Here is a 23,456-nt window from a genome sequence, read left to right on the forward strand (position 1 = left end):
AAAAACCAAGGGAGCACGCGGAAAAAAAGAGGTTTTTCTTTCTCTTTTTTCCCCGCTAACTCCTCGTTTTTATTCTTCGGTTGCTTCTAAAGCGGCTGCTTCTTGTTGTGCTTTTTCAGCTGCTTCACGCGCTTTTTGTTGTTCTGCAAATTTGGTTAATGCGTCAACGGTAATTAAATCATCGTCATCATCGTCCATATCACGCAGCTCAATTTCTTGTTCATCGATATCGAGAACACGCATATCTAAACCAAGTGATTGTAATTCTTTTACAAGTACGCGGAAAGATTCTGGTACGCCTGGTTTTGGAATTGGTTCACCTTTAACGATGGCTTCGTATGTTTTCACACGACCGACCACGTCATCGGATTTATACGTTAAGATTTCTTGTAAAGTATAAGCAGCACCGTATGCTTCAAGGGCCCAAACTTCCATCTCACCAAAACGTTGTCCCCCAAATTGGGCTTTTCCTCCAAGCGGTTGTTGTGTGACAAGTGAGTATGGTCCAATTGAACGGGCATGTAATTTATCATCAACCATGTGGGCTAATTTAATCATGTACATGACTCCGACAGAAATACGGCCATCAAATGGTTCACCGGTACGACCATCATAAAGCACCGTTTTCGCGTCACTTGCAAGACCTGCTTCACGAACGGTCTCCCAAACATCTTCATCGCTTGCACCATCAAAAACGGGTGTCGCAATGTGAATGCCCAGTGCCCGAGCAGCCATTCCTAAATGTAACTCTAATACTTGCCCAATGTTCATCCGTGAAGGTACCCCTAGAGGATTTAACATGATGTCAACTGGTGTGCCATCTGGTAAGAAAGGCATGTCTTCTTCTGGCATAATGCGAGAGACAACCCCTTTGTTTCCGTGACGGCCGGCCATTTTATCCCCTTCATTGATTTTACGTTTTTGAACAATGTAAACACGAACTAACATATTTACACCTGGTGACAATTCATCGCCTGCTTCACGCGTAAAGATTTTCACGTCATGAACGATTCCGCCTCCACCGTGTGGTACACGTAAAGAAGTATCGCGGACTTCACGAGCTTTTTCACCAAAGATTGCATGTAATAAGCGCTCTTCCGCTGAAAGTTCGGTCACGCCTTTTGGTGTCACTTTACCGACAAGCAAATCGCCGTCTTTTACTTCCGCACCGATGCGGATAATACCCATTTCGTCTAAGTTTTTCAGTGCGTCTTCCCCAACGTTTGGAATTTCACGCGTAATTTCTTCTGGGCCTAATTTGGTGTCACGTGCTTCTGATTCGTATTCTTCAATATGAACAGAAGTATACACATCATCTTTCACTAGACGACGGCTCATAATAATCGCATCTTCATAGTTGTACCCTTCCCAAGTCATAAAGGCAACTAAGACGTTTTGACCTAAAGCCATTTCGCCACATTCCATTGACGGTCCATCGGCTAAGATATCGCCTTTTTCAACGGCTTCACCTAATTCAACTAATGGGCGTTGGTTATAACTGGTTCCTGAGTTTGAACGGCGGAATTTCGTTACTGGATACGCATCTAACGTCCCATTGTCGCGGCGAACGCGAACTTCTTGTGCATCCACGTATTCAACGATTCCGTCTGCCTTACATAATAAAGCGGAACCCGAGTCATGGGCAGATTTATATTCCATTCCAGTACCAATCCATGGTGCTTTTGGATTAATCAGTGGTACGGCTTGACGCTGCATGTTGGCACCCATTAGGGCACGGTTGGAGTCATCGTTTTCTAAGAATGGGATACAAGCTGTTGCGACTGCGACTACTTGTTTTGGTGAAACGTCCATGTAGTCGACTTTATCAATCGTTACTTCTAAGTTTTCACTCGTTAAACGGGCCATAACGACTTCTTCAGCAAACGTACCATCTTCATTTAACAAGCTATTGGCTTGGGCAACAACGTAATGGTCTTCAATATCTGCGGTTAAGTAATCGATTTGGTTCGTTACCTGACCAGTTTCACGATCCACACGACGGTACGGTGTTTCGATAAAACCATAACGGTTCACTTTCGCATAAGAAGCCAGTGAGTTAATTAACCCAATGTTTGGTCCTTCAGGCGTTTCAATCGGACACATACGGCCATAGTGAGAATAGTGAACGTCTCGGACTTCATAACCCGCACGATCTCGCGTTAAACCACCAGGTCCTAAGGCTGAAAGACGACGTTTGTGGGTCAATTCCCCTAATGGGTTCGTTTGATCCATGAACTGTGACAACTGAGAAGAACCAAAGAATTCTTTGATACTTGCAACAACTGGACGAATATTAATTAATTGTTGTGGCGTAATTGTTTCACTGTCTTGGATGGTCATTCTTTCTCGAACAACTCGCTCCATCCGTGACAATCCAATTCTAAATTGGTTTTGTAACAACTCACCAACTGAACGGATGCGGCGGTTTCCTAAGTGGTCGATATCATCAACATTGCCGATACCTTCCATTAAGTTTAAGAAATAGCTCATTGATGAAATGATGTCTGCTGGACGAACTGTCCGAACATCGTCACTTGGATAAGCATTCCCAATCACGTTCACTTCACGTTCTGGGTCTCTTGGTGAGAAGACTTTAATCACTTGAACCGTCATTGGTTCTGTGACAACGGCATCTTCACTTGGATAGTAAGTCACAGAATTTAAGCCATTATTGATTGCTTCTGCTAACGTATCCATTACTTGGTGTGTTAAAACAGTCCCTTTTTCTGCTAAAATTTCGCCGGTTTCTGGATCGACTAACGTTTCAGCTAAAGTTAAGTTTAATAAACGTGTTTTTAGATCTAATTTTTTGTTGACTTTATAACGACCAACAGCGGCTAAATCATAACGACGTGGGTCAAAGAAACGGGCCGTTAATAAGTTACGTGAACTATCGGCTGTTTTTGGCTCGCCTGGGCGTAGACGCTCATAAATGTCTTTTAACCCTTCTTCAGTACGAGAATCGCTGGCATTTTTATGTAAATCTTTTTCAATCGTATTGCGTAACGATTCACTATCGCCAAAAATTTCAAAAATCGTATCATCCGAACCAAAACCTAATGCACGAACAAGCACCGTTAATGGAATTTTACGGGTACGGTCAATTCGAACATAAGAAATGTCTTTGGCATCTGTTTCCATTTCTAACCAAGCACCGCGGTTTGGAATCACAGTTGAACCAAAACCTTCTTTGCCGTTTTTATCGGTTTTCCCATGGAAGTAAACCCCTGGTGAACGAACTAACTGAGAAACGATTACTCGTTCTGCCCCATTAATAATGAACGTTCCTTGTTCAGTCATTAAGGGAAAATCACCAAAGAAAACTTCTTGGGCTTTTAATTCACCTGTTTCGCGGTTCATCAAACGTAAGGTTACATGTAAAGGAGCCGAATAATTGGCGTCATGTGCGCGCGCTTCTTCGACTGTATACTTTGGTGTCTTTAACTCATAATCGACAAACTCCAACGATAAATTGCCATTAAAATCATCAATCGGTAAAACATCTTCAAACATTTCTCGCAAGCCTTCATCTAAGAACCATTGATAAGAGTCTGTTTGAATTTCAATTAAGTTTGGTAATTCCAATACTTCACTGATTCGTGCGAAACTTCTACGTTCGCGATGCTTTCCGTATTTTACTACGTGTCCAGCCAAGCTCTTCACCTCTTCTAAAAAATCTTTCTAAAAACCTATCCGACATTATTTCTTTTTTGTTACAAATATTAAATATGTGTAACATCGAACATTTTTTACGGCATTTAGGCAAAAAAAAACCAAAAATAGCGACGCCTTCTGGGGAAGTAACTACTTTTGTTCCTTATTTGCTTGCCGGAACGGACAATATTTCGTTCCTGCTCGTTTTTTTAGATAGTTTTTGCAACTCCTTATTATACACATCAACTGCTCATTCGTCAAGTATTTTTTCGCGGTGTTTTCAGCAAAAACTCATTTCATTTTCAACTCTTTCTATCTTTCATCGTTTTTTTGTCTGTTCGCTTTTTTTACGACGAAAGCCCCTTGTTTGTCGTTCTTAAAAACTCTATACTTAAGCAATGATTATTTCAAAAAGGGAGTGAGTTTTTTGAAGGGTACGAAAGAAAGAGTTTTGCAATTGTTAAAACACTCGAATACCATTCTTTCTGGTGAAACCATCGCCCAACAACTGCACGTTTCACGTACGGCCATTTGGAAAGCGATTCGTGAATTAGAGAGAATTGGCTACAAGATTGAACATTTAGCCAACGGGTATCGTTTTATCCAGTCCAACCTTTTAGAAGCCGAAGAAATTAGTTTTGAACATTTACCAGTCAATCAAATCTTTATTACGAAAGAAACCCAATCAACGATGAAGTTAGCTAAAATAGCCGCCATGGACCAACACGCCACTCCGGCCCTTTTTTTAGCAGAGACACAGTCCGGCGGGCATGGCCGTTTCGCGCGTCCTTTCTTTTCGCCACCTGGTCAAATTTATATGACGCTTTTACTAAAGGCAAATCAATCCTTTGCTGAATTACCGCAATACACCATTTTAGCAGCCGTCGCTGTTGCCCTGGCCATTGATGAAGTGACCGGGAAAAACTGTAGTATTAAATGGGTCAATGATATCTTTTTAGATCAGAAAAAAGTTTGTGGGATTTTATCTGAAGCAACTAGTGACTTTGAATCGGGCCAAATTTCTTACGTAACGATTGGCATTGGTTTAAACTTTTGCTTGAAACAAACGGACTTCCCAATCGAATTACAAGAAAAAGTGACCGCTCTTTTTTCAGACACAGAACCAACGATTACGCGCAACGAACTCATTCAAAAAATTTGGCAAAACTTTTTTGAACTCATTGACGGCTTACCCGATCAATCCTACTTAGAGTATTACCGCCGCAAGTCGTTTGTTTTAGGCAAAGTGGTGCGTTTTACCCAGCAAGGACAAGACTACACCGGTAAAGCAGTTGCCATTTCAGCGCAAGGGGAACTCATTGTCGAAACCGCTGACGGGCAAAAAATACTTTCTTCTGGCGAGATTAGTTTAAGTCAAATTGGCTAGATCAAAAAACAAGCATGCTTTGAAGTGATCCCCAATAGTTAGACCAAAAATCTAACTTAGGGGGCGCACTTCAAAGCATGCTCGTTTTTTATTTAAATTGTTGCCACAAAAGAGTTAGCATTAAACCAATGAAATAACTACTATTAAATAAGATTAAATTTTTAATGCCATAGCCAAAACTCCTTGGATGAGGCAGACTTGCTTCGTGTTCTTTTAGATTTTGATGAATTTTTGGTATGGTGAAAAGGGTGATTAAAATCGGCCAAGCGTATAATCCAAAGGCTAACCCCAGTAAAATAACTGCGTAACAACTATACATCATCCCTTGGAATAAGCGGATGCCTTTTGAACGACCAATATAGTAAACCAATGTATAGCGATGATTTTTAATATCCGTTTCTAAATCACGCAAATTATTTGCAAGCATTAAATTAGCAATCGTAAAGACCATTGGCAACGACGCTAAAAAAATGGCTAAAATCTGCCACATGTGACCGGTAAATAAAAACGTGCCTGCTTTAAAATCAAGCATTAAATCATAAATTGGCTGCGCCGTCGTATTAATGTAAAGAACGATGGCAAAAATCCCTAAGCCCATTGTGACACCACTAAAGACTTCGCCCAAAGGCATCCGTGACAGCGGAATCGGACCAAACGTATAAAAAATACCAATAAAACAAACAAGAGCCCCCATTATCAGTAATAACCAGCCCGTTCGATAACTTAAAATTAAGCCAATGATTAAAGTAAATAAAATCATGCCGATAATCATCCAACCAACTTTTTTAGCGGACAAATTTTCTCGCCCGATAACATTGTTTTCATATTTATATGTTTTTGATTTAGCTTTTTGATAGTCCATTAAGTTGTTGATGGCGGTCGTTGCCATATCAAAGACGAACATCCCTACGAAAAACAAAAACGTGTTGAACCACTGCACTTGTTGAAAATAAGTGAGCGAAAAGGCCACGCCAATAAAAAAAGGAAATAAACTGGCAATTTTGGTTTTTATTTCAACGACTTCTAAAAATACTTTTACATTCATTCTTTTTTTCAATTACTCCTCTTCTGCCATTTGATACTCGGAATCTGGGTTTAATTTAAAGTTTTCTTTTAATCCTTTGGTCACATAAACTTTGCCTTCATGGGTAATAAAAATCGCTTGGGTCCCTGTTGTTGCTTGCTCTTCGACAAATTTAATGCCTTCTTCTAATCCTTTGGCAAAAATCAAGGTCGTCAATGCATCACCATCCATGGAATGCTCGGTAATCACTGAGACGCTCGCTAGATCATTATCCACTGGATACCCCGTCTTCGTATCAAAAAGATGATGGTATTTTACGCCGTCGAGTTCTAAGTAACGCTCATAAATTCCTGAAGTAACGACCGTTTTATCCGTCACTTCGACCGAACCGATTACTGTACCACGAGCATCATTTGGATCTTGAATCCCAACATTCCAAGGTTTGTCGTCCCCGCGATAGCTATGACCAATCACTAAAATATTGCCGCCTAAATCAACAATCCCTGAAGTAACCCCTTCTTTTTTTAATACATCAGCGACTTCATCCGCAATATAACCTTTCGCAATCGCGCCCAAATCGATAATCATCCCAGGTTCTTCTAAATAAACAGACTTGGCTTCGTCATTTAATTGGACTTTATTGTAATCAAGTTTAGTCAATGCTTCATCAATTTCAGCCTGACTTGGCTTTCTTGCATCGTCAAAACCAATCCGCCACAGTTGAGTAATGGCACCGATGACTAAATTGAACGCCCCTTTTGATTGGACACTATACTCTTTAGCGGTTTTCACTAAATCATAAACATCTGCTGAAACCACGACCGGTTCAATGCCGGCTTTTTCATTAATCGCATCAATTTCAGAACCACTTTCATTAATTGTGATTTTATCTCCTAGTTCACGCATTTTAGCAAAAGCTGGCGTTAATGCTTCTTTTTTCCCTTCATTATAAACACTTAAACGCGTGTACGTTCCTAGTAAGAATTCTTCTTGGCGGTAAGGGTCACTACGCATCCCTTCTGCTATTTCAGGTTGGTCCGAACTTGTTGTTGCTTGTTTCTTACTACAAGCACTCAAGCCTAAACCTAATGTTGCTACTGCTACGAGTAATATGATTCTCTTCTTCATTTGTTCATCCCTCAAATAATTATTTGTTTTTTCTATCATAACTTTTTTTTGAAAAATTAGAAAGTCTCTCTTTTTTTCCTTAAATAAAGTTTCAATTTTTAAGTAAAAAAGAGAAGTCAAACAAATGAATGTCTGACTTCTCTTGTTAAATCAATAAATTATTGGACTGGGTTGTCAATTGTGATTGTTTCAGTATCACCGTTTTGAGCAGCATTTAATAATTGTTGTGCATAAATAACAAATGCATCAAAACTATGTGTTGCGCCTGAAACCACATCTAAGTTTGTTGGTGCGCCATCTTCTGCTTTCATTTCTTCTACAAAGATTTTGTTAAATTCTGGAATGAACGTTTCTGGTGCGATACCCGCTTTTTCTTTCATCATTTCGTTGTATTCCGCGTTGTCAACTTTTGATTCGCCTGCTTCATTTACGTTATCGTAGTTTGATTCAACGACTTGGCCATCTTTTACGACAATTGAAAAGACAACACGGTAATCATTGTTGTAGTTTGTTTCTTCTAATGTGTACGTACCGTCTTTTAATTCACCACCGTTTTTAATAACGATTGTTTCAGTGTTCCCTGCTTGAGCTGCTTGAATTAATTGTTGTGCGTAGTTTTGGAAAGCGCGGAATGAGTGCGTTGCGCCTGAAATTACTTCAATGTTTACTGGATTTTGTGCAGCGATTAAAGCTTCGTTAAATGCTGGAATAAATTCTTCTGGGCCAATTCCTGCTTTTTCTACCATCATTTTATTGTAATCTGCATTTTCAACTTTTGATTCGCCTGCTTCATTTAAGTTATCATATTTTGATTCTGCAATTTTACCATCTTTTACAACAATTGAGAATACAACGCGGTAGTCATTGCTGTAGTCTGTTTCTTCTAGCGTATAAGTGCCATCTTGTAATGCTACACCCGGCGTTGCTTCTGTTGAAGAGGCTACGACTTCTGATGATGACGCAGCTGGTGCGCTACTTGATGAGCCCTCTGTTTTGCTATCTGGTGAGCAAGCTCCTAAAACTAATGCTGTAAATGTCAATGCGGCAAATCCTACTAAAAATTTTTTTGCTTTCATATCAAGATCCCCTTTTCACTTTTCCATTTTTATTCACAAAGATGTTTGTGATTCATTTAACATTTTAACGAATTTTCTTAAGATGTCAATCCTTTCTAGCAAGAATCTTTTAAAAAAATAAGTTTTCACAAAAAATGTTATTTTCAGGATTTTTTGTGAAAGTTTCAAACAAAAGCTTAGACAAATCCTGTAAAACAAGTTATAATTATTAAGATTGTGCACTTATAAACTAATTTATTCTAGAACAAGGGGAGATTTTTAATGGCTACAAAAAATATCGTTGTCGTCGGCGCTGGTTATGCTGGTGTGGCGGCTACAAAGTTTTTGGCTAAGAAGCTAAAAAAGGATCACGATGTCCAAATTACTTTAATTGATCGACACTCTTACCATACAATGATGACCGAATTACACGAGGTAGCTGGCGGACGTGTTGAGCCTGAAGCCATTCAATATGACTTGCAACGTCTATTTTGTCGTAAGAAAAACGTGCAACTTGTAACAGATACCGTCACAAGTATCGATAAAGAAAAGAAAGTTGTTACGACTAAACAAGGTTCTTATGCATTTGATTATTTAATTCTTGGTATGGGTGGAGAGCCAAATGATTTTGGCACACCAGGCGTGAAAGATCACGGCTTTACTTTATGGTCTTTTGAAGATTCGATTCGAATTCGCGAACATATCTTAAAAACGGTTGCCAAAGCGGCGATTGAACCTGATGCACAAGTACGTCGTGCGATGTTAACTTTTGTTGTTTGTGGTTCTGGTTTTACTGGAATTGAAATGATTGGGGAGTTAATTGATTGGAAAGATCGTTTAGCCAAAGATTACAAATTAGACCCGAGCGAAATTAGCTTGAAAGTCGTTGAAGCAATGCCGACGATTTTAAATATGCTTGATCGTAACGATGCCGCAAAAGCAGAACGTTACTTAAAAGCGAAAAACGTCGATCTTGTTTTAAATGCACCAATTGTTGAAGTAACAAAAGATCACATTATCTTGAAAGACGGTTCAACGATTCCAACACATACCTTAATTTGGACTGCCGGTGTGAAAGGGACAACCGACGCTGCTGACTTTGGTTTAGAAGCTTCTCGTGGTAATCGTTTAGTTGCCAATGAATTCATGGAAGCAAAAGGTTACGAAGATAAAAATATTTATATTATTGGGGACTTAGTTTTTTACGAAGAGTTTCCAAATACCCCAACACCACAAATTGTTCAAGCAGCGGAACAAACTGGTCATACAGCTGCTGCAAACATCGTGGCTGATATTAAAGGTGGCGAAAAACATCCATTTAAAGGAAATTACCAAGGATTTATGGTTTCAATTGGTGCCAAATGGGGTGTCGCTAACTTATTTAACAAAATTCATTTAAGTGGTTTCTTAGCGATTATTATGAAACACATCGTCAACTTGAAATACTTCTTTGATATTCGTTCTGGTTACTATATGTTCCAATACATGATGCATGAATTTTTCCACATTAAAGATGATCGTAACGTCACTCATGGTCATTCTTCTCGTTATGGAAACGTCTTGTGGAGTGTGCCTTTACGCGTCTTTTATGGTTTAGTGTGGTTTATTGAAGCCTCTAAGAAAATTGTTGGTAATGGGGAGTGGCTAAAACCTGGCACTTGGTTTGGTGAAGGTTCTTGGTTCACGGGTAACAGTGTCTTCCCTTGGACTTGGGATTACCAAGCCGTTACCGATGCTGCAAGTGGGGCTAGTGCCGCTGAAGCAACAACTGCCGCAAGTGGGGCCGCTACAGGCGAAGCAGTCGAAGCCGTGGCTCATTTTGGTTTAAGTTATGCTTATGGCGAAAATCCAATGGCGGTTTTAGATAAGGCACCAGATTGGTTCTCAAGCATTATGAAAGTGATGATGCCAAACATGGATGTTGCAATGTTCTTCCAAAAAATGATGGTCTTTGTTGAGATCGGAATTGCTTTAGCATTAATGGCGGGCTTATTTACTTGGTTAATGAGTGCGACAACCATTGCTTTAGTTGTGACCTTCTGTCTTTCAGGCATGTTCTTCTGGGTAAATATTTGGTTTATTCCAGTCGCATTTGCTTTAATGAACGGTTCTGGTCGTGCAGTTGGTTTAGACCGTTGGGTTGTGCCTTGGTTACAAAAAACTTTAGGCAACTGGTGGTACGGTAAACCAAAATCAATGTATGGTCAAAAATAGTTAAGTCACATTTTATTGAAAGTTGAAACAAAAGGCGCTCAATTCTTTTGTTTCAACTTTTTTTCATGAATCGAAAAGAAATGCACCTGTTTATGTTAAACTAGAGAAAATCAACCAAGGAGATGGGAAAATGATGCTAAAAAATTTTATTCAAACAAGTCGCCTCAAGCGCTGGGATTTCATTATTATTTTATTTTTAATTTTAGCTTCCTTTACGCCGCTCTTTCTTTTTGGTTGGCAAAAATTACCAGAAAATGTGGAAATGCAAGCTATTTTACGAGTGGATGGGCAAGAAATTACTACTTTTCAGCTAGTTGAAGGAAAAAAAGGCTTCACCTACCTTTACGAAGATGAAGACGGTGACACGAACTTACTCGAAATTGATGGTAGCCGCATTCGTATCAAAGAAGCCGATTGCGGTGATCAAATTTGTGTACGACGCGGTTGGGCCAGTAAAAATGGCGAAACCATTGTTTGTCTACCACATAAATTAGTCATTGAAATTAAAGCACTAGACGGGAGTGAACAAAACGATTTGATTTATTAATCGTTCAAGTTATGAATCATTTACGAAAAATTATTTTTATTTCTTTACTTGTCGCTCAAGGAGTCGTCATTGGTTTAATCGAAAATTTAATTCCTTACCCTTTTCCTTTTGCTCCTGGCGCAAAACTTGGATTGGCTAATTTAATTACGATTATCGCTTTATTTACGATGCCAAAAAAAGAAAGTTTCTTACTGGTCTCCTTGCGCCTAATCTTGACTACGCTCCTTGGAGGGACGGTTTCAACTTTTCTATATAGCTTTTCTGGTAGCATGTTAAGTTACTTTAGTATGTTACTTGTCAAAAAGCTCGGGCCAAAACGCGTTAGTATCATTGGAATTAGCGCAACCGGTGGCTTTATGCATAACGTCGGACAACTCGTCACTGCTTCTTGGATTGCCCAATCTTGGAGTGTGATGCTTTATTTGCCAGTACTCTCATTTTTAGGGATTTTATCTGGTATCGCGATTGGAATTAGTGCAAATTACTTATTGCAACGCGTTAAAACACTCAAACAATTCCAACAAGCATACGAAGAAGAAACGAAAATTCAGTGGTCTGAATGATAAATACGAAAGGAGACGTTGCTAATGGTCCTTCACCCAATGTGGGCACAATTCCCCCAATTACAAAAAGATTTACAAGCAACCTTAACTTTAATGGAACAATCGATCCAACTAAAAAATAAAGACGTGGAGACTGCCATTTTAGAAATGATTCAAGCCGGCGGAAAATTACTCCGCCCAGCCTATCAAATCCTTTTCGCTCAATTTGGCAAACAAACTGACCACAAAAAAACGATTGCCTTAGCTGCTGCCATTGAAATGTTACATACCGCCACTTTAATTCATGATGATATTGTCGATGAGTCTGATTTACGACGCAAACAACCAACGATTCGAGCACGCTTTGGGAATAGTACCGCTGTTTATGCAGGGGATTATTTGTTTGTGACGTGTTTTAAACTCTTAGCTGATTATGCAAGTTCAATGCAAAGTTTGCAGATGAATTCAAAAAGTATGGAGAAAATCTTAGATGGTGAACTGGGGCAAATGGAAAAACATTACTATATCGAAGTTACCATTGACGAGTATTTGGAAAATATTTCAGGCAAAACGGCGGAACTTTTCGCTTTAAGTTGTGGGATTGGGGCTTTGGAAAGTGGTAGCACCACTTCTTTTGCTAAAAGAACCGGTGATATTGGACACAATATTGGGATGGCTTTTCAAATTTTAGATGATATTTTAGATTATACGCAAACAAGTACGGCTATTGGTAAACCTGTTTTAGAAGACGTACGCCAAGGAATTTATTCATTACCGTTACTTTATGCTTTAAAAGAAAACCCACTTGAAATCAAGCCCTTACTAGCGAAAAAAGAACAACTAACCCTCACAGAAGCCCAACAAGTTTTCGAACTGGTGACTGCTTCAAGCGGTGTTCAAAAAGCCAAAAAAATGGCGGAAAATTATACTAATCAAGCTTTAAAAGCCTTGGAAAAATTACCTAAAGAGCCAGCTTGGGCCAAAGAAACTCTGATTGAAATTACGAAATTGATTTTGCATCGAACCAATTAAAAAAAAGCGTATCACCAACCCCTTTGCTCAAAATAGCACTAGTACTATTTTGAGCAAAGGGGTTAAAAATCTTTTTTGCTAACCATTAAAAAGGATAGATAGACCACTTTAAATAACATACAATCTTTATAGACCACTGAAAAGTGCTAGCTTTCGTCATTGAAAACTAGCACTTTAATTTTTTACCACATGAATCATATCCACGTTAAAAAGTAGTGGTTTATTGCTCATAAAACAAAAGCAGGCGCAATTTTTGAGAGCAGGAGGAGTGAATTTCAAAAAAAATCTTGCTTTATTTTCGTTAACCATTATAATTTGTAAAGGTTAACGAAAATAAAATTGTGACCAATTCTTAAAGAAAAGGTGATTGCATGTTTGAAAATGAAGAAAAAGAACAAATTATAGCGCATTGTTTAACGATTTTAGGAGACAATGCTGATTGGTGGCATTACTATGGAGAAGCCATTAAAGTTAAGCAACAGGCGACAAAGAACCAAATCCGACTCAATAGTTTATTGAACGCCAAAAGTGGGTTATGTAAGGAAGATTGTGGTTATTGTGCGCAATCACAATCAAGTACCGCTCCAATCGAATCGTATCGCTTAATTCCGAAAGCCGAAATTATCCGACGTGCTTTGATTGCTAAAAAAAATCAAGCAAGTACTTTTTGCATTGCGACTAGCGGAACCAAACCTTCAAAGAAAGAATTACTCCAACTTGGGGAAGCCGTCAAAGAAATAAAAGCAACTTTACAAATGGAGATTTGTTTATCAACTGGATTACTAGACGAAGAACAAATCTCTTATTTAAAAAACGTTGGTGTGGATCGAATTAATCATAATTTAAATACACCTAAAGAAAATTATCCGATAATTACAACCACCCATACTTATGAAGATCGAGTGGCAACATTAGAACATTTGAACAAAGAACAAATGAATATTTGCTCTGGCTTTATTTGTGGAATGGGTGAGACAGACGAACAACTCGTGGCCTTGGCGTTTGAACTAGATCGACTAAAGCCTTATTCTTTACCAATTAATTTCTTATTACCAATTGAAGGGACTAAACTTGCCCAACAAAATGAGTTAACTCCGATGAAATGTTTAAAAATTCTAACTATGATGCGACTTTTATTTCCTAAAACAGAATTACGAATTAGTGCTGGGCGTGAGTTTCTCCTAGGGGAATTGCAACACCTTGCGCTCTTAATTGTTGACTCTATTTTTCTAGGAAACTATTTAACTGAACAAGGGGCCACAAAAGAAGAAGACTTCAATATGCTTGAAGCACTTGGTCTAGAGATTGTAGGTGCACCTTATGACTAATCAATATATTGTTTGTAGCATTCATACCGATAGCGGGAAAACAGTAACTACGACACTCCTTTATGATTACTTAAAAGACAAATTACAAGTATCACCCAAAATAATCAAACCCATTCAAACAGGACCTATAAAAGATACAGAGATGTATACAAAATGGAAAGTGCCTCAAGAAAAAATTGGCAATTTTTATTCTTTTCAGACAGCGGCTTCTCCTCATATCGCTTGTAAACTAGAGCAGCAAGCGATTCATTTTGATGACCTATTCGCTTATTCTCACGCTTTACGCTTAAAAGAGCCGGCGCTGATATTTGAATTAGCTGGTGGCCTTTATACGCCAATCAACGATAATCAATTCATGATTGATTTCATTGAAGCGCTACAAATCCCTGTCATTCTCGTTATGAATAATTATTTAGGCTCCATTAACCATAGCTTATTAACGATTCAAGCTTTACAACAAAAAAAGATTCCCATTCAGGGATTTGTCTATAATCACACCGATCAAGATACGAAGTTCTCAGAAGAAATGTGTCATATTATTCAAAAAACAACAAAAATTCCATTGATTGGTGAGATTCCTTACATCACAAATCTAGAAAATCAATTTACCTCTGAGAATATCAGGAAAAAAATTTATCAAGCGTGGTGTCTGCCATGATTCAAACACACAACCGGTCAACAAAACAATTAAGCTATATGGCGATGCTCTTTTCTTTATTAATCGTCTCGGCAAAAATTTTTATTCCTTTACCTTTACTTGATTATTTATCACTACAAATTGTAGTTGTCTATTTATTATTCCCCATTTTAGGATTAAAAAATGGTCTGCTTGTTTCCATTTCCTATTTCATTTTAGGCGTACTTGGATTGCCTATTTTTGCTGCAGGTGGAGGATTGGCTTATATTTTAAGACCTTCTTTTGGTTTTTTGTTGGCATTTGCGGTCTTCCCATTGATTCAGTTCCAAATGAAAAAATCTTTAAATGACAAAGGAACCTTCCAAAGCACCCTTTTGGTCAATTATGCTTCATTAATTTGGATTCATGTCATTGGTATAAGTTATAAATATTTCATTCTCACGACTTCACTTGAGGATCCCACCCCATTATTTGCTGTTTTAACGATTTCTAGTCTTATCGATTTCTCTTGTGACCTTTTATTGGTCACATTCGCTACTTCACTGGAATTACGACTAAAAAAAGTAGCACTAAAAATTGCTATCGTTCATAAATAAATATTTTTACTAGAAAAGAGTCTAAACAAAGGATAGCCGAATTGGGAGAAACAATTCGAGAACAGCTTTCAGCGATTGCTCGGTCATTAGTATTCGGCTAATGAAATAAAATATCTTTAATCGCTCAATGGTAAAAAAAAAGAGAAATCTGGTGATTGCTTCTCTCACCAGGTTTCTCTCTTTTTTTATCGCATGGTCACAAATTCTTCTGACCCGGTTGGATGGATAGCAACTGTTTCGTCAAAATCTTTTTTAGTCGCGCCCATTTTAATCGCAACGGCAAAGCCTTGGAGCATTTCATCGACACCCCGACCTATCCCGTGTAAGCCAACAATTTTTTCTTCTTCTCCTGCGCAAACCAGCATCATTTTCGCTTTTTGGCGATAAGAATCAAGCGCAAAATACATCGGCGTAAATTCCGATTGATAGACTTTGATTTGTTTTTCACCGTATTTTTCTTGCGCTTCTTTTTCTGACAAACCAATCGTAGCCATTGGTGGATGCGTGAAAACGACGGTTGGTACAAGATTGTAATCGAGATGGGCATCGGCCTGATTGTTAAAGAGACGTTCAGCTAAACGACGCCCGGCCGCAATCGCCACCGGGGTTAAATCAATTTTACCAATGACATCCCCGACCGCGTAAATTCCTTTGGTGTTTGTATTTTGGTACTGATCAACCGGAATAAAACCATTTTCGCATAAAGCAATCGTTGTCTTTTCTAAACCTAAGTTATCCACATTCGGCGCTCGACCACCGGCAAAAAGAACGTAATCGCCGGTTAACGTCGTGCCGTTAGCAAAATGCACGAGATAGTTATCCCCAGATTTTTCAATTTTTTCTGGTACGTGGGATTCGTAAAGTTTTATCCCATCTTGTTGATAAAGGGCCATTAAATGGTACGATAGCATTTCTTCAAAACACCTTAATGGACGATGGTAGCGAAACGCCCATGACACTTGTGCACCCAAACCTTGCATGACACCAGCGATTTCTGCTGCAATATAGCCACCGCCAATGACGATGGGCTTTTTAGGCAGTTCGGTTAAAGCAAAAAAATCATCCGAATCACGAGCATATTGGCCACCTGGAATTTCAAGAGACTTTGGTCGGCCACCGGTTGCAATTAAAATATGTGGTGCTTGATATTTCGAGTTATCCACAACTATCGTCTCGTTATCCACAAATTGTGCATAACCTTTAATAACGTCAACACCATTTCCTTCAAGCCCACGAGCATACGCACCATGTAAAAATTCAATGTATTGCTCACGGTTATCCACAAGTTGCTTAAAATTTAAGACGGGTGACGATGCAGTGATGCCATACCCACTCGCGTCACGATGCAGGCTTTCAAAAAGATCGCTGGCTTGCCACATTACTTTTTTAGGAACACAACCAACATTCACACACGTCCCGCCCAATTCTTTTCCTTCAATTAGTAAAACGTTTGCGCCACGCATCGCCGCTCGATTCGCGGAAGCAATCCCTCCACTGCCACCGCCAATTACAATATAATCATATTTTTTCAAAGAAGTTCCCTCCGATTTTATTTCCTTGTATTTACTCAAACTAGCATGTGTGTTTTTTTCTGTCAATCAATCAAACTTCGCTGGAGGAGCAAGGCATCTTTTAATGTAACCCCGTTTTCAACCAACGGCGTTTGATAATTTTGTGTAAAATAATCGGCTAAGACGGACACGACGCGAAAGCCTTGTTTTTGATAAAAGATTAAAGGCACTAAACTCGTTGTGCCGGTTTTCACTTCGATTTGTTCATAAGCTTGTTCTCGACTTTGGCGCAAAGCTTCGCGGAGTAATTGTTGACCAATCCCTTGATTTTGGGCCTCTTTAACCACACTGACGTTCATAATTTCAACCGTTGTGGTATTTTTTTCTTGTAAGACAAGCAGACCGAGCAATTGATTTTTGTCTCGTATTTCGAGTAATTCACTTGTACCTAAGTAGCTTTCAACTACCTTTTTCTCTGGATCGGCTTTAAGCAGGAGCGGCCAATCTTCTAGTTGAATTTGCGTTCGCCATTTTATTTCCATGAAACCACCGCCTTTTTTTTAAATCAAAGTCAAAAGAAAAACCAAACCTCAAAGCGATTCGGTTTTTCTTGTTTATTGGTTATTTTCGTTTACGCATCATATCGCCAACTTTAACTGGCTCAACCACCGGCATCGTTAAAAGCATCATCGGATTTGGCGCTCGATCAATTGATTCGCCGTCTTCATTGTACATGACTTCGACTTTTTGTTCAAAATGATGGAAATTTGGTCCATAAAATTCAATTTCATCGCCGACTTCAAACGCATTTCGTTGACGAATGGTCGCTATTTTGGTGGCTTCATCATAGGCTAATACTTCACCAATGAATTTATACTCAGGAATTTTACGACGCTCACCAAAAAGTTGTTCATTTTCAGTTGGTGTATGGTAATAAAAGCCCGTCGCCAATTCACGTTGGGCGACTTTCCAAAGTTCATCAATCCATTCTTGTTTGCAGACATAATTTTCTGGGTCTTCCATGTAACTATCAACAGCGGCTTTATAGACATTTGAAACTGTTGAGACATAGTGGATTGATTTCATTCGGCCTTCAATTTTAAAAGAGTCCACGCCATTTTCAATTAAATCAGGGATGTGTTCAATCATCGTCATATCGACCGCACTCATTGAAAAATCTTCTGCGACCGCGCCATTTTTCGTTAAACTACGACGTTCGCCGCCAAAAGGTAAGTCATACAAATCATATTTCCAGCGGCAAGATTGCGAGCAACCACCACGGTTTGCATCACGCATCGACATATGATTGGATAACGTACAACGGCCGGAATAAGAAATACACATCGCGCCATGAATAAAGGCTTCGATTTCAACATCGGTATTTTTACGAATTTCTGCCACTTCTGCCATCGATACTTCGCGGCCTAAAACGACGCGCTCTAACCCTTCTTCTTTCCAAAACTCTAACGTTTCAAAGTTGGTAGCCGATGCTTGGGTCGATAAATGAACCGGTAAGCCTGGTGCTTCCGTAATACAAATTTCAATTAAAGCCGGATCTGAAACAATCACAGCTGAAATGCCAACATCACGCAACTCACGGAAAAATTCCCCCGCCCCTGCCTGGTTGCCCTCATGTGTTACCATGTTCGCCGCCACGTAAACTTTGGCGTTGTGGGCTTTAGCAAAGGCCACCCCTTCGGCCATTTGTTCATAGGTGAAATTCCCGGCACGACTGCGTAAACCATACGCATTTCCACCGATATAAACTGCATCTGCGCCATAGTGAATGGCTACTTTTAATTTTTCTAACGTGCCAGCAGGTGCTAAAACTTCTGGTCGTTTTAAAACTTTTTTCTCACTCATGTTTTATCCCCTTACTTAATTTTCGTTGGATCAATATAGTAAAAACCAGTGTCTAACCCACGATTGCTTGGATGGTGGGCGATGATTTGTGCATTGAGTTCTTCGGCTAGCTCTTTTGTCCATGTTTTATTTTCAATCGCTTGACGTGCTTGATCAAAGGTTTTGACAATTTCAACAAATGAATCGCCAGTATTTAAAATACCATCTAGTTTCCACGTCTGAAAACCAGTATCCGCTAACTCTTTTAGCTCTTTCATTAAATTTAAATCATTGTTTGCAAAGACATGCGTGCCATGGCTGTCTTCAAAAATCGAATAGTGCGTTTCATCTTTTTTAGGTTCTGAAAGAAATAAATCACGCGCTCGATCTTTGCCTTCTTCTTGACTGGTAAAATTATAGTAATTTTGTAACAATGGTCGTTTCGAATGGTGAATACAGGTGCCCCCATAAACTAAAACTTCAACGGGTACACTTAATTGTGGCGCCATGATTTGCATTTCTTCAAATGGTACTTCACGTGCTAAAATCGCACCAACCGCCCCTTTTTTGGCCCAAAAATTAATTTGACGGGCACTTGTAACCAACGTTTCACCCGCATAAATAAACGGAATGCGTAACGCTTCATTTTTTTTCATGACAAAAATGGTTCCTGGTTCGCCAACGGTAATTTGGTCGACGCCAATTTCAACTAAAAAAGCTAAATATTCAGGAATCAATTTCATTTTTTCTGGGTGCATAATGCCGTTTACCGCCACTTGAGCTTTTTTACCTGCTTGGTGGGCTAAAGTTACAAGTTCACGTTGCTCTTTACGGTCAAAAGAATGTGGCAAGCGTAAAGCAAATGTTTCTTCACCAAAATAAATCGTATCGACAAACGGCAATACTGCTTGTGCTTGTTCAATCGATGCAACAGTTGTTATGATCTCTATCATGGATGGTAACCTCATTTTCTAAAATTCAATCTTACTTTTTTACAACGAACTTATCGTATCACATGCTTCTTGGCTTTCCAAGTAGTTTTGTTGCTTTTTTCACGAAAAATTCACAGAATCATGTTCACTTAAATACATGAATAGCGACTGGTACGGCGAACTTTTCTGTTCTTTTCCTCTTCTGTTTCCGTTTTCTTTGTGAAGTGGCTGTTATTAAAATAAATAAGTTTGTGTCGATCATTCAAGTTGTCGTTTTTAAAGGTAAAAAAACTCAACCTTTTATTTTTAGGTTGAGTTTCTTAATTTTAAACTTTTTGTAAAATGGCTTCGTTCTTTTTCTCTTTTACGTTTAGTGTAATCGCGCCTTTTGAAGCACCGATTGTCACTTGGTCGCCAATGTGAATTTGTCCCATCAACAAAGCTTCACTTAGACGGTCTTCCACTTCTCTTTGTAAAGCCCGACGAATCGGACGCGCCCCATATTCTGGATCAAAACCGGCTTTACCGATCACATCTAAAGCGGCCGGAGTGATTTTCACACGAACGTCTTGTTCGGCTAACCGTTTAATAATCGACTGACTCATAATTTTTACGATTTGATGGATTTCACCTTGTTCCAATGAACGGAACACAATCGTTTCATCAATTCGATTTAGGAATTCTGGTCGATAGGCTTTTTTCAATTCTTCTAAAATCCGCTTTTGCATCGCTCGATAATCTTTTGATGCATCGACTACATTAAAGCCGACATTTTTTTCTTCGCGTAATTGCGTTGCCCCAATATTCGAAGTCATAATTAAAATCGTATTGCGGAAATCGACTTTGCGACCTTTTGCATCTGTTAAATGCCCATCATCAAGCACTTGTAATAAGATATTAAAGACGTCTGGATGGGCTTTTTCCACTTCATCTAATAAAATGACTGAGTAAGGTTTGCTACGTACTTTTTCTGTTAATTGGCCACCTTCATCGTAACCGACATAACCTGGGGGTGAGCCAATTAAGCGACTGGTACTATATTTTTCCATAAACTCCGACATATCTACGCGAATAAGTGAGTCTTCGCTACCAAACATTGCTTCAGCTAATGCTTTGGCTAATTCTGTTTTACCGACTCCTGTTGGGCCTAAGAACATAAAGGAACCAATTGGACGATTTGGGTCTTTCAAGCCACTGCGCGCACGGCGAATCGCTCGGGCAATCGCTTTAACCGCATCATCTTGTCCAACCACTCGCTCATGTAAGACATCTTCTAAGGCAAGGAGGCGTTCTGTTTCTTTTTTCTCCATTTGTTGTAAAGGGACACCCGTCCACTGCGAAACAACGGCAGCGACATCTTCTTCTGTGACAACATTCGCATAGCCTTCTTCGACTTTCATCTCTTGGATGGTGGCTTCTGCTAAAGCTTGGGCAAATTCTTTTTCTTTCAAGCGCAAACGAGCAGCCTCTTCAAAGTTTTGGTTGCGAATTGCTTGTTCTTTTTCTTCTGCTAAAGCGAGCATCTCTGTTTGCAAACGAAGAGACGTTGGTGCTTCTTCCGCCTTGTCTAAACGAACTTTAGCGGCTGCTTCATCCATTAAATCAATCGCTTTATCTGGTAATTGGCGTGAATTAATATAACGAACGGATAAATGAACCGCTGCATCTAACGCTTCATCTAAAATGCGCACGCCATGATGCTCTTCGTAGCGCGGACGTAAGCCACGTAAAATTTCTTGTGCCTCAGCGGGCGTTGGTTGGTCGACTTGAACACGAGCAAAACGACGCTCTAAAGCGGAATCTTTTTCGATATATTTTTGATACTCATCTAACGTTGTCGCACCAATTGTTTGAAGCTCGCCTCGAGCCAAAGCCGGTTTTAAAATATTGGCCGCATCAATCGCCCCTTCTGCGCCACCTGCTCCAATTAAGGTATGAAGTTCGTCAATAAATAAAATGACATTCCCATCATGATAAATCTCATCAATGATTTTCTTCATGCGGTCTTCAAATTCTCCACGATACTTGGTTCCTGCAACGAGCCCACCCATATCAAGCATCATTAAGCGTTTTTGCTGCATATCTACGGGTACTTCCCCTTGAACAATTCTTTGGGCAAGTCCTTCAACAATGGCTGTTTTTCCAACACCAGGTTCACCAACTAAGACGGGGTTGTTTTTAGTCCGGCGACTTAAAATTTGAATTAGGCGTTTGACTTCATTGGTACGACCAACGACTGGGTCCAAACGATTTTCACGCGCAATTTTAGTCAAATCACGAGCGAGTGAGTCAAGTACAGGGGTTCCTTCTGAAGCGGGATTGCCTGTTGGCGCCCCTTGACGTCGTGGTTGTGGGCGGCGATTGTTACTGTTTGTGTTTTTCGCACCACTTAAGCCCATTTTCTTTTTTAATAATTGACGCATCTTAGCTAAACTAAACCCAAGATTCAATAATAAACGAGCCGCTAATATTTCTTCGTCTCGTAACATCCCTAATAACAAATGTTCGGTACCAATCTGACCGACACCTAAGCGTTTCGCCTCGTCGCCTGCAAAAGCAAAAATTTGACGAGCACGTGGAGAGTAAGGTAAAAAGCCACCTACTGGGTATTCTTTCATTGCGCCATAACCCGTCACATGCTCAATTTCTTCACGAATATCACTTTCGGTTACGCTCATTTCACGTAAAGTCTTACCCGCAATCCCTTCTTGTTCAACAATTAAAGCGAGCAGCAAATGCTCTGAACCAACGGACTGGTGCTTAAAATGCTTGGCTTCTTCTTGTGCAATGCTTAAAACTGCTTTTGCTCTTGGTGTAAATAATTCATCCACGACATTCACTCCTTTTCTTGATAACTTAAACGTTCTAATAATTCATGTAAAATAGCAGCCCGAATTGCTTGCTCTTGCGAAAATTGACCTAAAGTTGCTTTGCTGATGGTCGAATAAAGCAAATCGGCTTCTCGTTTGGTTAATAATTCTTCTTCGTATAGTTTTTGCAACATGCCTCTTGCTTCTGCTTCTGTTAACGCATCATCAAACATTTGGTTCATTTCTCTTAGAAATTGATAATAACTTGAAATTTGAACTTTCTCAATCCGAATATAGCCGCCTCCGCCACGTTTACTTTCAACGGTATAACCACGCTGGATTGTAAAACGTGTATTAATGACATAATTAATTTGTGAAGGGACACACTTAAATAAATCGGCCATCTCTGTTCGACGAATTTCAATCATTGAACTATTTTCGAGAATCTTTTTCAAATAAGCTTCAATTGAATCGGACGTATTTCGTTGATTCATTGTATCGCACCCTCCCTTGACTAATATTGACCTTAATTATACTGAATTTTGCTGAAAATGAAAAGGAGAAGGGTCTTCCTACTTGGATTTTACTAAATAAATTTAGTGAAATCCGCTCTCGTAAGCTAAGTTTAGTGACCATCTAAAAGTGCATGTATTTAAAGATCAATTTAATTTGTAAGCACCGCTCACCTACGAGAATTCATTGGCTTTTGGGGCCGTGAGACCGCTTCGAGCCTGTAGTCTCTCAGCTTTCGAGCTTCAAACGGAGAGCTAGTTGCTAAAGCACCAAGCTTCCGTAATTCACATCGAATCTTTTAACACGGCTCCGGCGCCAATGATTCTCTCCGATTCACTTGTATAGAGGAATTAGTAATAGGTGCCTAAAAACCTTCATTTAACAAAAGAAAAAGATTGAAAATAAGAGTTTTCTTAAATTTGCATAACAGTTTCTTCAGCACTGAAGCCATATTTTTTTGAATTAGTAAGGCACCTAAAGTCATTCATAAAAACTACGCAACAATGCCTTTTTTAATAAGAAATTTTTTATTTAATCGATAGACATTAATTAAATTACTCAAAATTTATACTCTCCAAATTTTTAAGATTCAGTCAAAACTCTAATTGTTAAAGAACAAAATTTTTATAATGTACACTGTATTTTTAAGATTACTTTAACTCTTCAAGTTTTCTCACTGTAATATTAAAACACCGATTAAAAGA

18 protein-coding genes are annotated in these 23,456 nt (G+C 39.2%); 8 read left to right on the top strand and 10 right to left on the bottom strand.

Annotation, left to right across the window (positions count from 1 at the left end; all coding sequences use genetic code 11):
• Positions 1–69: 69 nt before the first annotated feature.
• Complete coding sequence (gene rpoB, locus JOD14_RS03085; protein WP_204653231.1) at positions 70–3,654, bottom strand: DNA-directed RNA polymerase subunit beta; 3,585 nt, start codon at positions 3,652–3,654, stop codon at positions 70–72.
• 427 nt (positions 3,655–4,081) lie between these two features.
• Between rpoB and JOD14_RS03090 the strand changes: the two genes are divergently transcribed.
• Entirely contained in the window at positions 4,082–5,041 is a 960-nt protein-coding gene (locus JOD14_RS03090; protein ID WP_204653232.1) for a biotin--[acetyl-CoA-carboxylase] ligase, read from the top strand.
• 88 nt (positions 5,042–5,129) lie between these two features.
• Here the strand turns inward: JOD14_RS03090 and menA are convergent, their stop codons facing one another.
• From menA to pplA, 3 genes are all read right to left on the bottom strand, one after another.
• Positions 5,130–6,086 (bottom strand): 1,4-dihydroxy-2-naphthoate polyprenyltransferase, encoded by a 957-nt coding sequence (gene menA / locus JOD14_RS03095; RefSeq protein WP_204653282.1) that lies wholly within the window; start codon positions 6,084–6,086, stop codon positions 5,130–5,132.
• A 12-nt stretch (positions 6,087–6,098) separates the two neighbouring features.
• Positions 6,099–7,193, bottom strand: a complete 1,095-nt coding sequence (locus JOD14_RS03100) for an FAD:protein FMN transferase (protein ID WP_204653233.1) — start codon at positions 7,191–7,193, stop codon at positions 6,099–6,101.
• Positions 7,194–7,351: 158 nt separating this feature from the next.
• On the bottom strand, positions 7,352–8,269 hold the full coding sequence (gene pplA, locus JOD14_RS03105) for an extracellular electron transfer flavoprotein PplA (protein ID WP_204653234.1): 918 nt from the start codon (positions 8,267–8,269) through the stop codon (positions 7,352–7,354).
• A 261-nt stretch (positions 8,270–8,530) separates the two neighbouring features.
• On the opposite strand from pplA, the gene JOD14_RS03110 reads away from it, so the two are divergent.
• The 7 genes from JOD14_RS03110 (at position 8,531) to JOD14_RS03140 (ending at position 15,144) form a co-directional block, all read left to right on the top strand.
• Complete coding sequence (locus tag JOD14_RS03110; RefSeq protein WP_204653235.1) at positions 8,531–10,462, top strand: NAD(P)/FAD-dependent oxidoreductase; 1,932 nt, start codon at positions 8,531–8,533, stop codon at positions 10,460–10,462.
• A gap of 130 nt (positions 10,463–10,592) precedes the next feature.
• Positions 10,593–11,009, top strand: coding sequence for a NusG domain II-containing protein (locus JOD14_RS03115; protein ID WP_204653236.1), 417 nt, complete (start codon positions 10,593–10,595; stop codon positions 11,007–11,009).
• Positions 11,010–11,020: 11 nt separating this feature from the next.
• Positions 11,021–11,572, top strand: a complete 552-nt coding sequence (locus JOD14_RS03120; RefSeq protein ID WP_204653237.1) for a Gx transporter family protein — start codon at positions 11,021–11,023, stop codon at positions 11,570–11,572.
• A 24-nt stretch (positions 11,573–11,596) separates the two neighbouring features.
• Positions 11,597–12,583: a polyprenyl synthetase family protein gene (locus tag JOD14_RS03125; protein ID WP_204653238.1), complete on the top strand. Its 987-nt coding sequence runs from the start codon at positions 11,597–11,599 to the stop codon at positions 12,581–12,583.
• Positions 12,584–12,954: 371 nt separating this feature from the next.
• Positions 12,955–13,911, top strand: coding sequence for a biotin synthase BioB (gene bioB / locus JOD14_RS03130; protein ID WP_204653239.1), 957 nt, complete (start codon positions 12,955–12,957; stop codon positions 13,909–13,911).
• Positions 13,904–14,569, top strand: a complete 666-nt coding sequence (bioD, locus tag JOD14_RS03135) for a dethiobiotin synthase (protein WP_204653240.1) — start codon at positions 13,904–13,906, stop codon at positions 14,567–14,569. Before bioB ends, bioD begins: the two co-directional genes overlap by 8 nt.
• On the top strand, positions 14,566–15,144 hold the full coding sequence (locus JOD14_RS03140; protein ID WP_204653241.1) for a biotin transporter BioY: 579 nt from the start codon (positions 14,566–14,568) through the stop codon (positions 15,142–15,144). The genes bioD and JOD14_RS03140 overlap by 4 nt, the downstream gene beginning before the upstream one ends.
• A 185-nt stretch (positions 15,145–15,329) precedes the next feature.
• Here the strand turns inward: JOD14_RS03140 and gor are convergent, their stop codons facing one another.
• From gor to JOD14_RS03170, 6 genes are all read right to left on the bottom strand, one after another.
• Positions 15,330–16,676, bottom strand: a complete 1,347-nt coding sequence (gene gor / locus JOD14_RS03145; protein ID WP_204653242.1) for a glutathione-disulfide reductase — start codon at positions 16,674–16,676, stop codon at positions 15,330–15,332.
• 62 nt (positions 16,677–16,738) lie between these two features.
• Positions 16,739–17,197: a GNAT family N-acetyltransferase gene (locus JOD14_RS03150; RefSeq protein ID WP_204653243.1), complete on the bottom strand. Its 459-nt coding sequence runs from the start codon at positions 17,195–17,197 to the stop codon at positions 16,739–16,741.
• A gap of 79 nt (positions 17,198–17,276) precedes the next feature.
• The gene (locus JOD14_RS03155) at positions 17,277–18,518 is read right to left on the bottom strand and encodes a peptidase U32 family protein (RefSeq protein ID WP_204653244.1); all 1,242 of its coding nucleotides are present in this window, start codon (positions 18,516–18,518) and stop codon (positions 17,277–17,279) included.
• A gap of 11 nt (positions 18,519–18,529) precedes the next feature.
• Positions 18,530–19,450 carry a peptidase U32 family protein gene (locus tag JOD14_RS03160; protein ID WP_204653245.1) on the bottom strand — a complete coding sequence of 307 codons (921 nt, stop codon included), beginning with the start codon at positions 19,448–19,450 and terminating at the stop codon, positions 18,530–18,532.
• 305 nt (positions 19,451–19,755) lie between these two features.
• Complete coding sequence (locus JOD14_RS03165) at positions 19,756–22,260, bottom strand: AAA family ATPase (protein ID WP_204653246.1); 2,505 nt, start codon at positions 22,258–22,260, stop codon at positions 19,756–19,758.
• Positions 22,261–22,265: 5 nt separating this feature from the next.
• Complete coding sequence (locus JOD14_RS03170; RefSeq protein ID WP_204653247.1) at positions 22,266–22,733, bottom strand: CtsR family transcriptional regulator; 468 nt, start codon at positions 22,731–22,733, stop codon at positions 22,266–22,268.
• Positions 22,734–23,456 lie beyond the last annotated feature (723 nt).

The sequence above is a fragment of the Enterococcus lemanii genome (genome assembly GCF_016909125.1).
Classification (GTDB): Bacteria; Bacillota; Bacilli; order Lactobacillales; family Enterococcaceae; genus Enterococcus_I; species Enterococcus_I lemanii.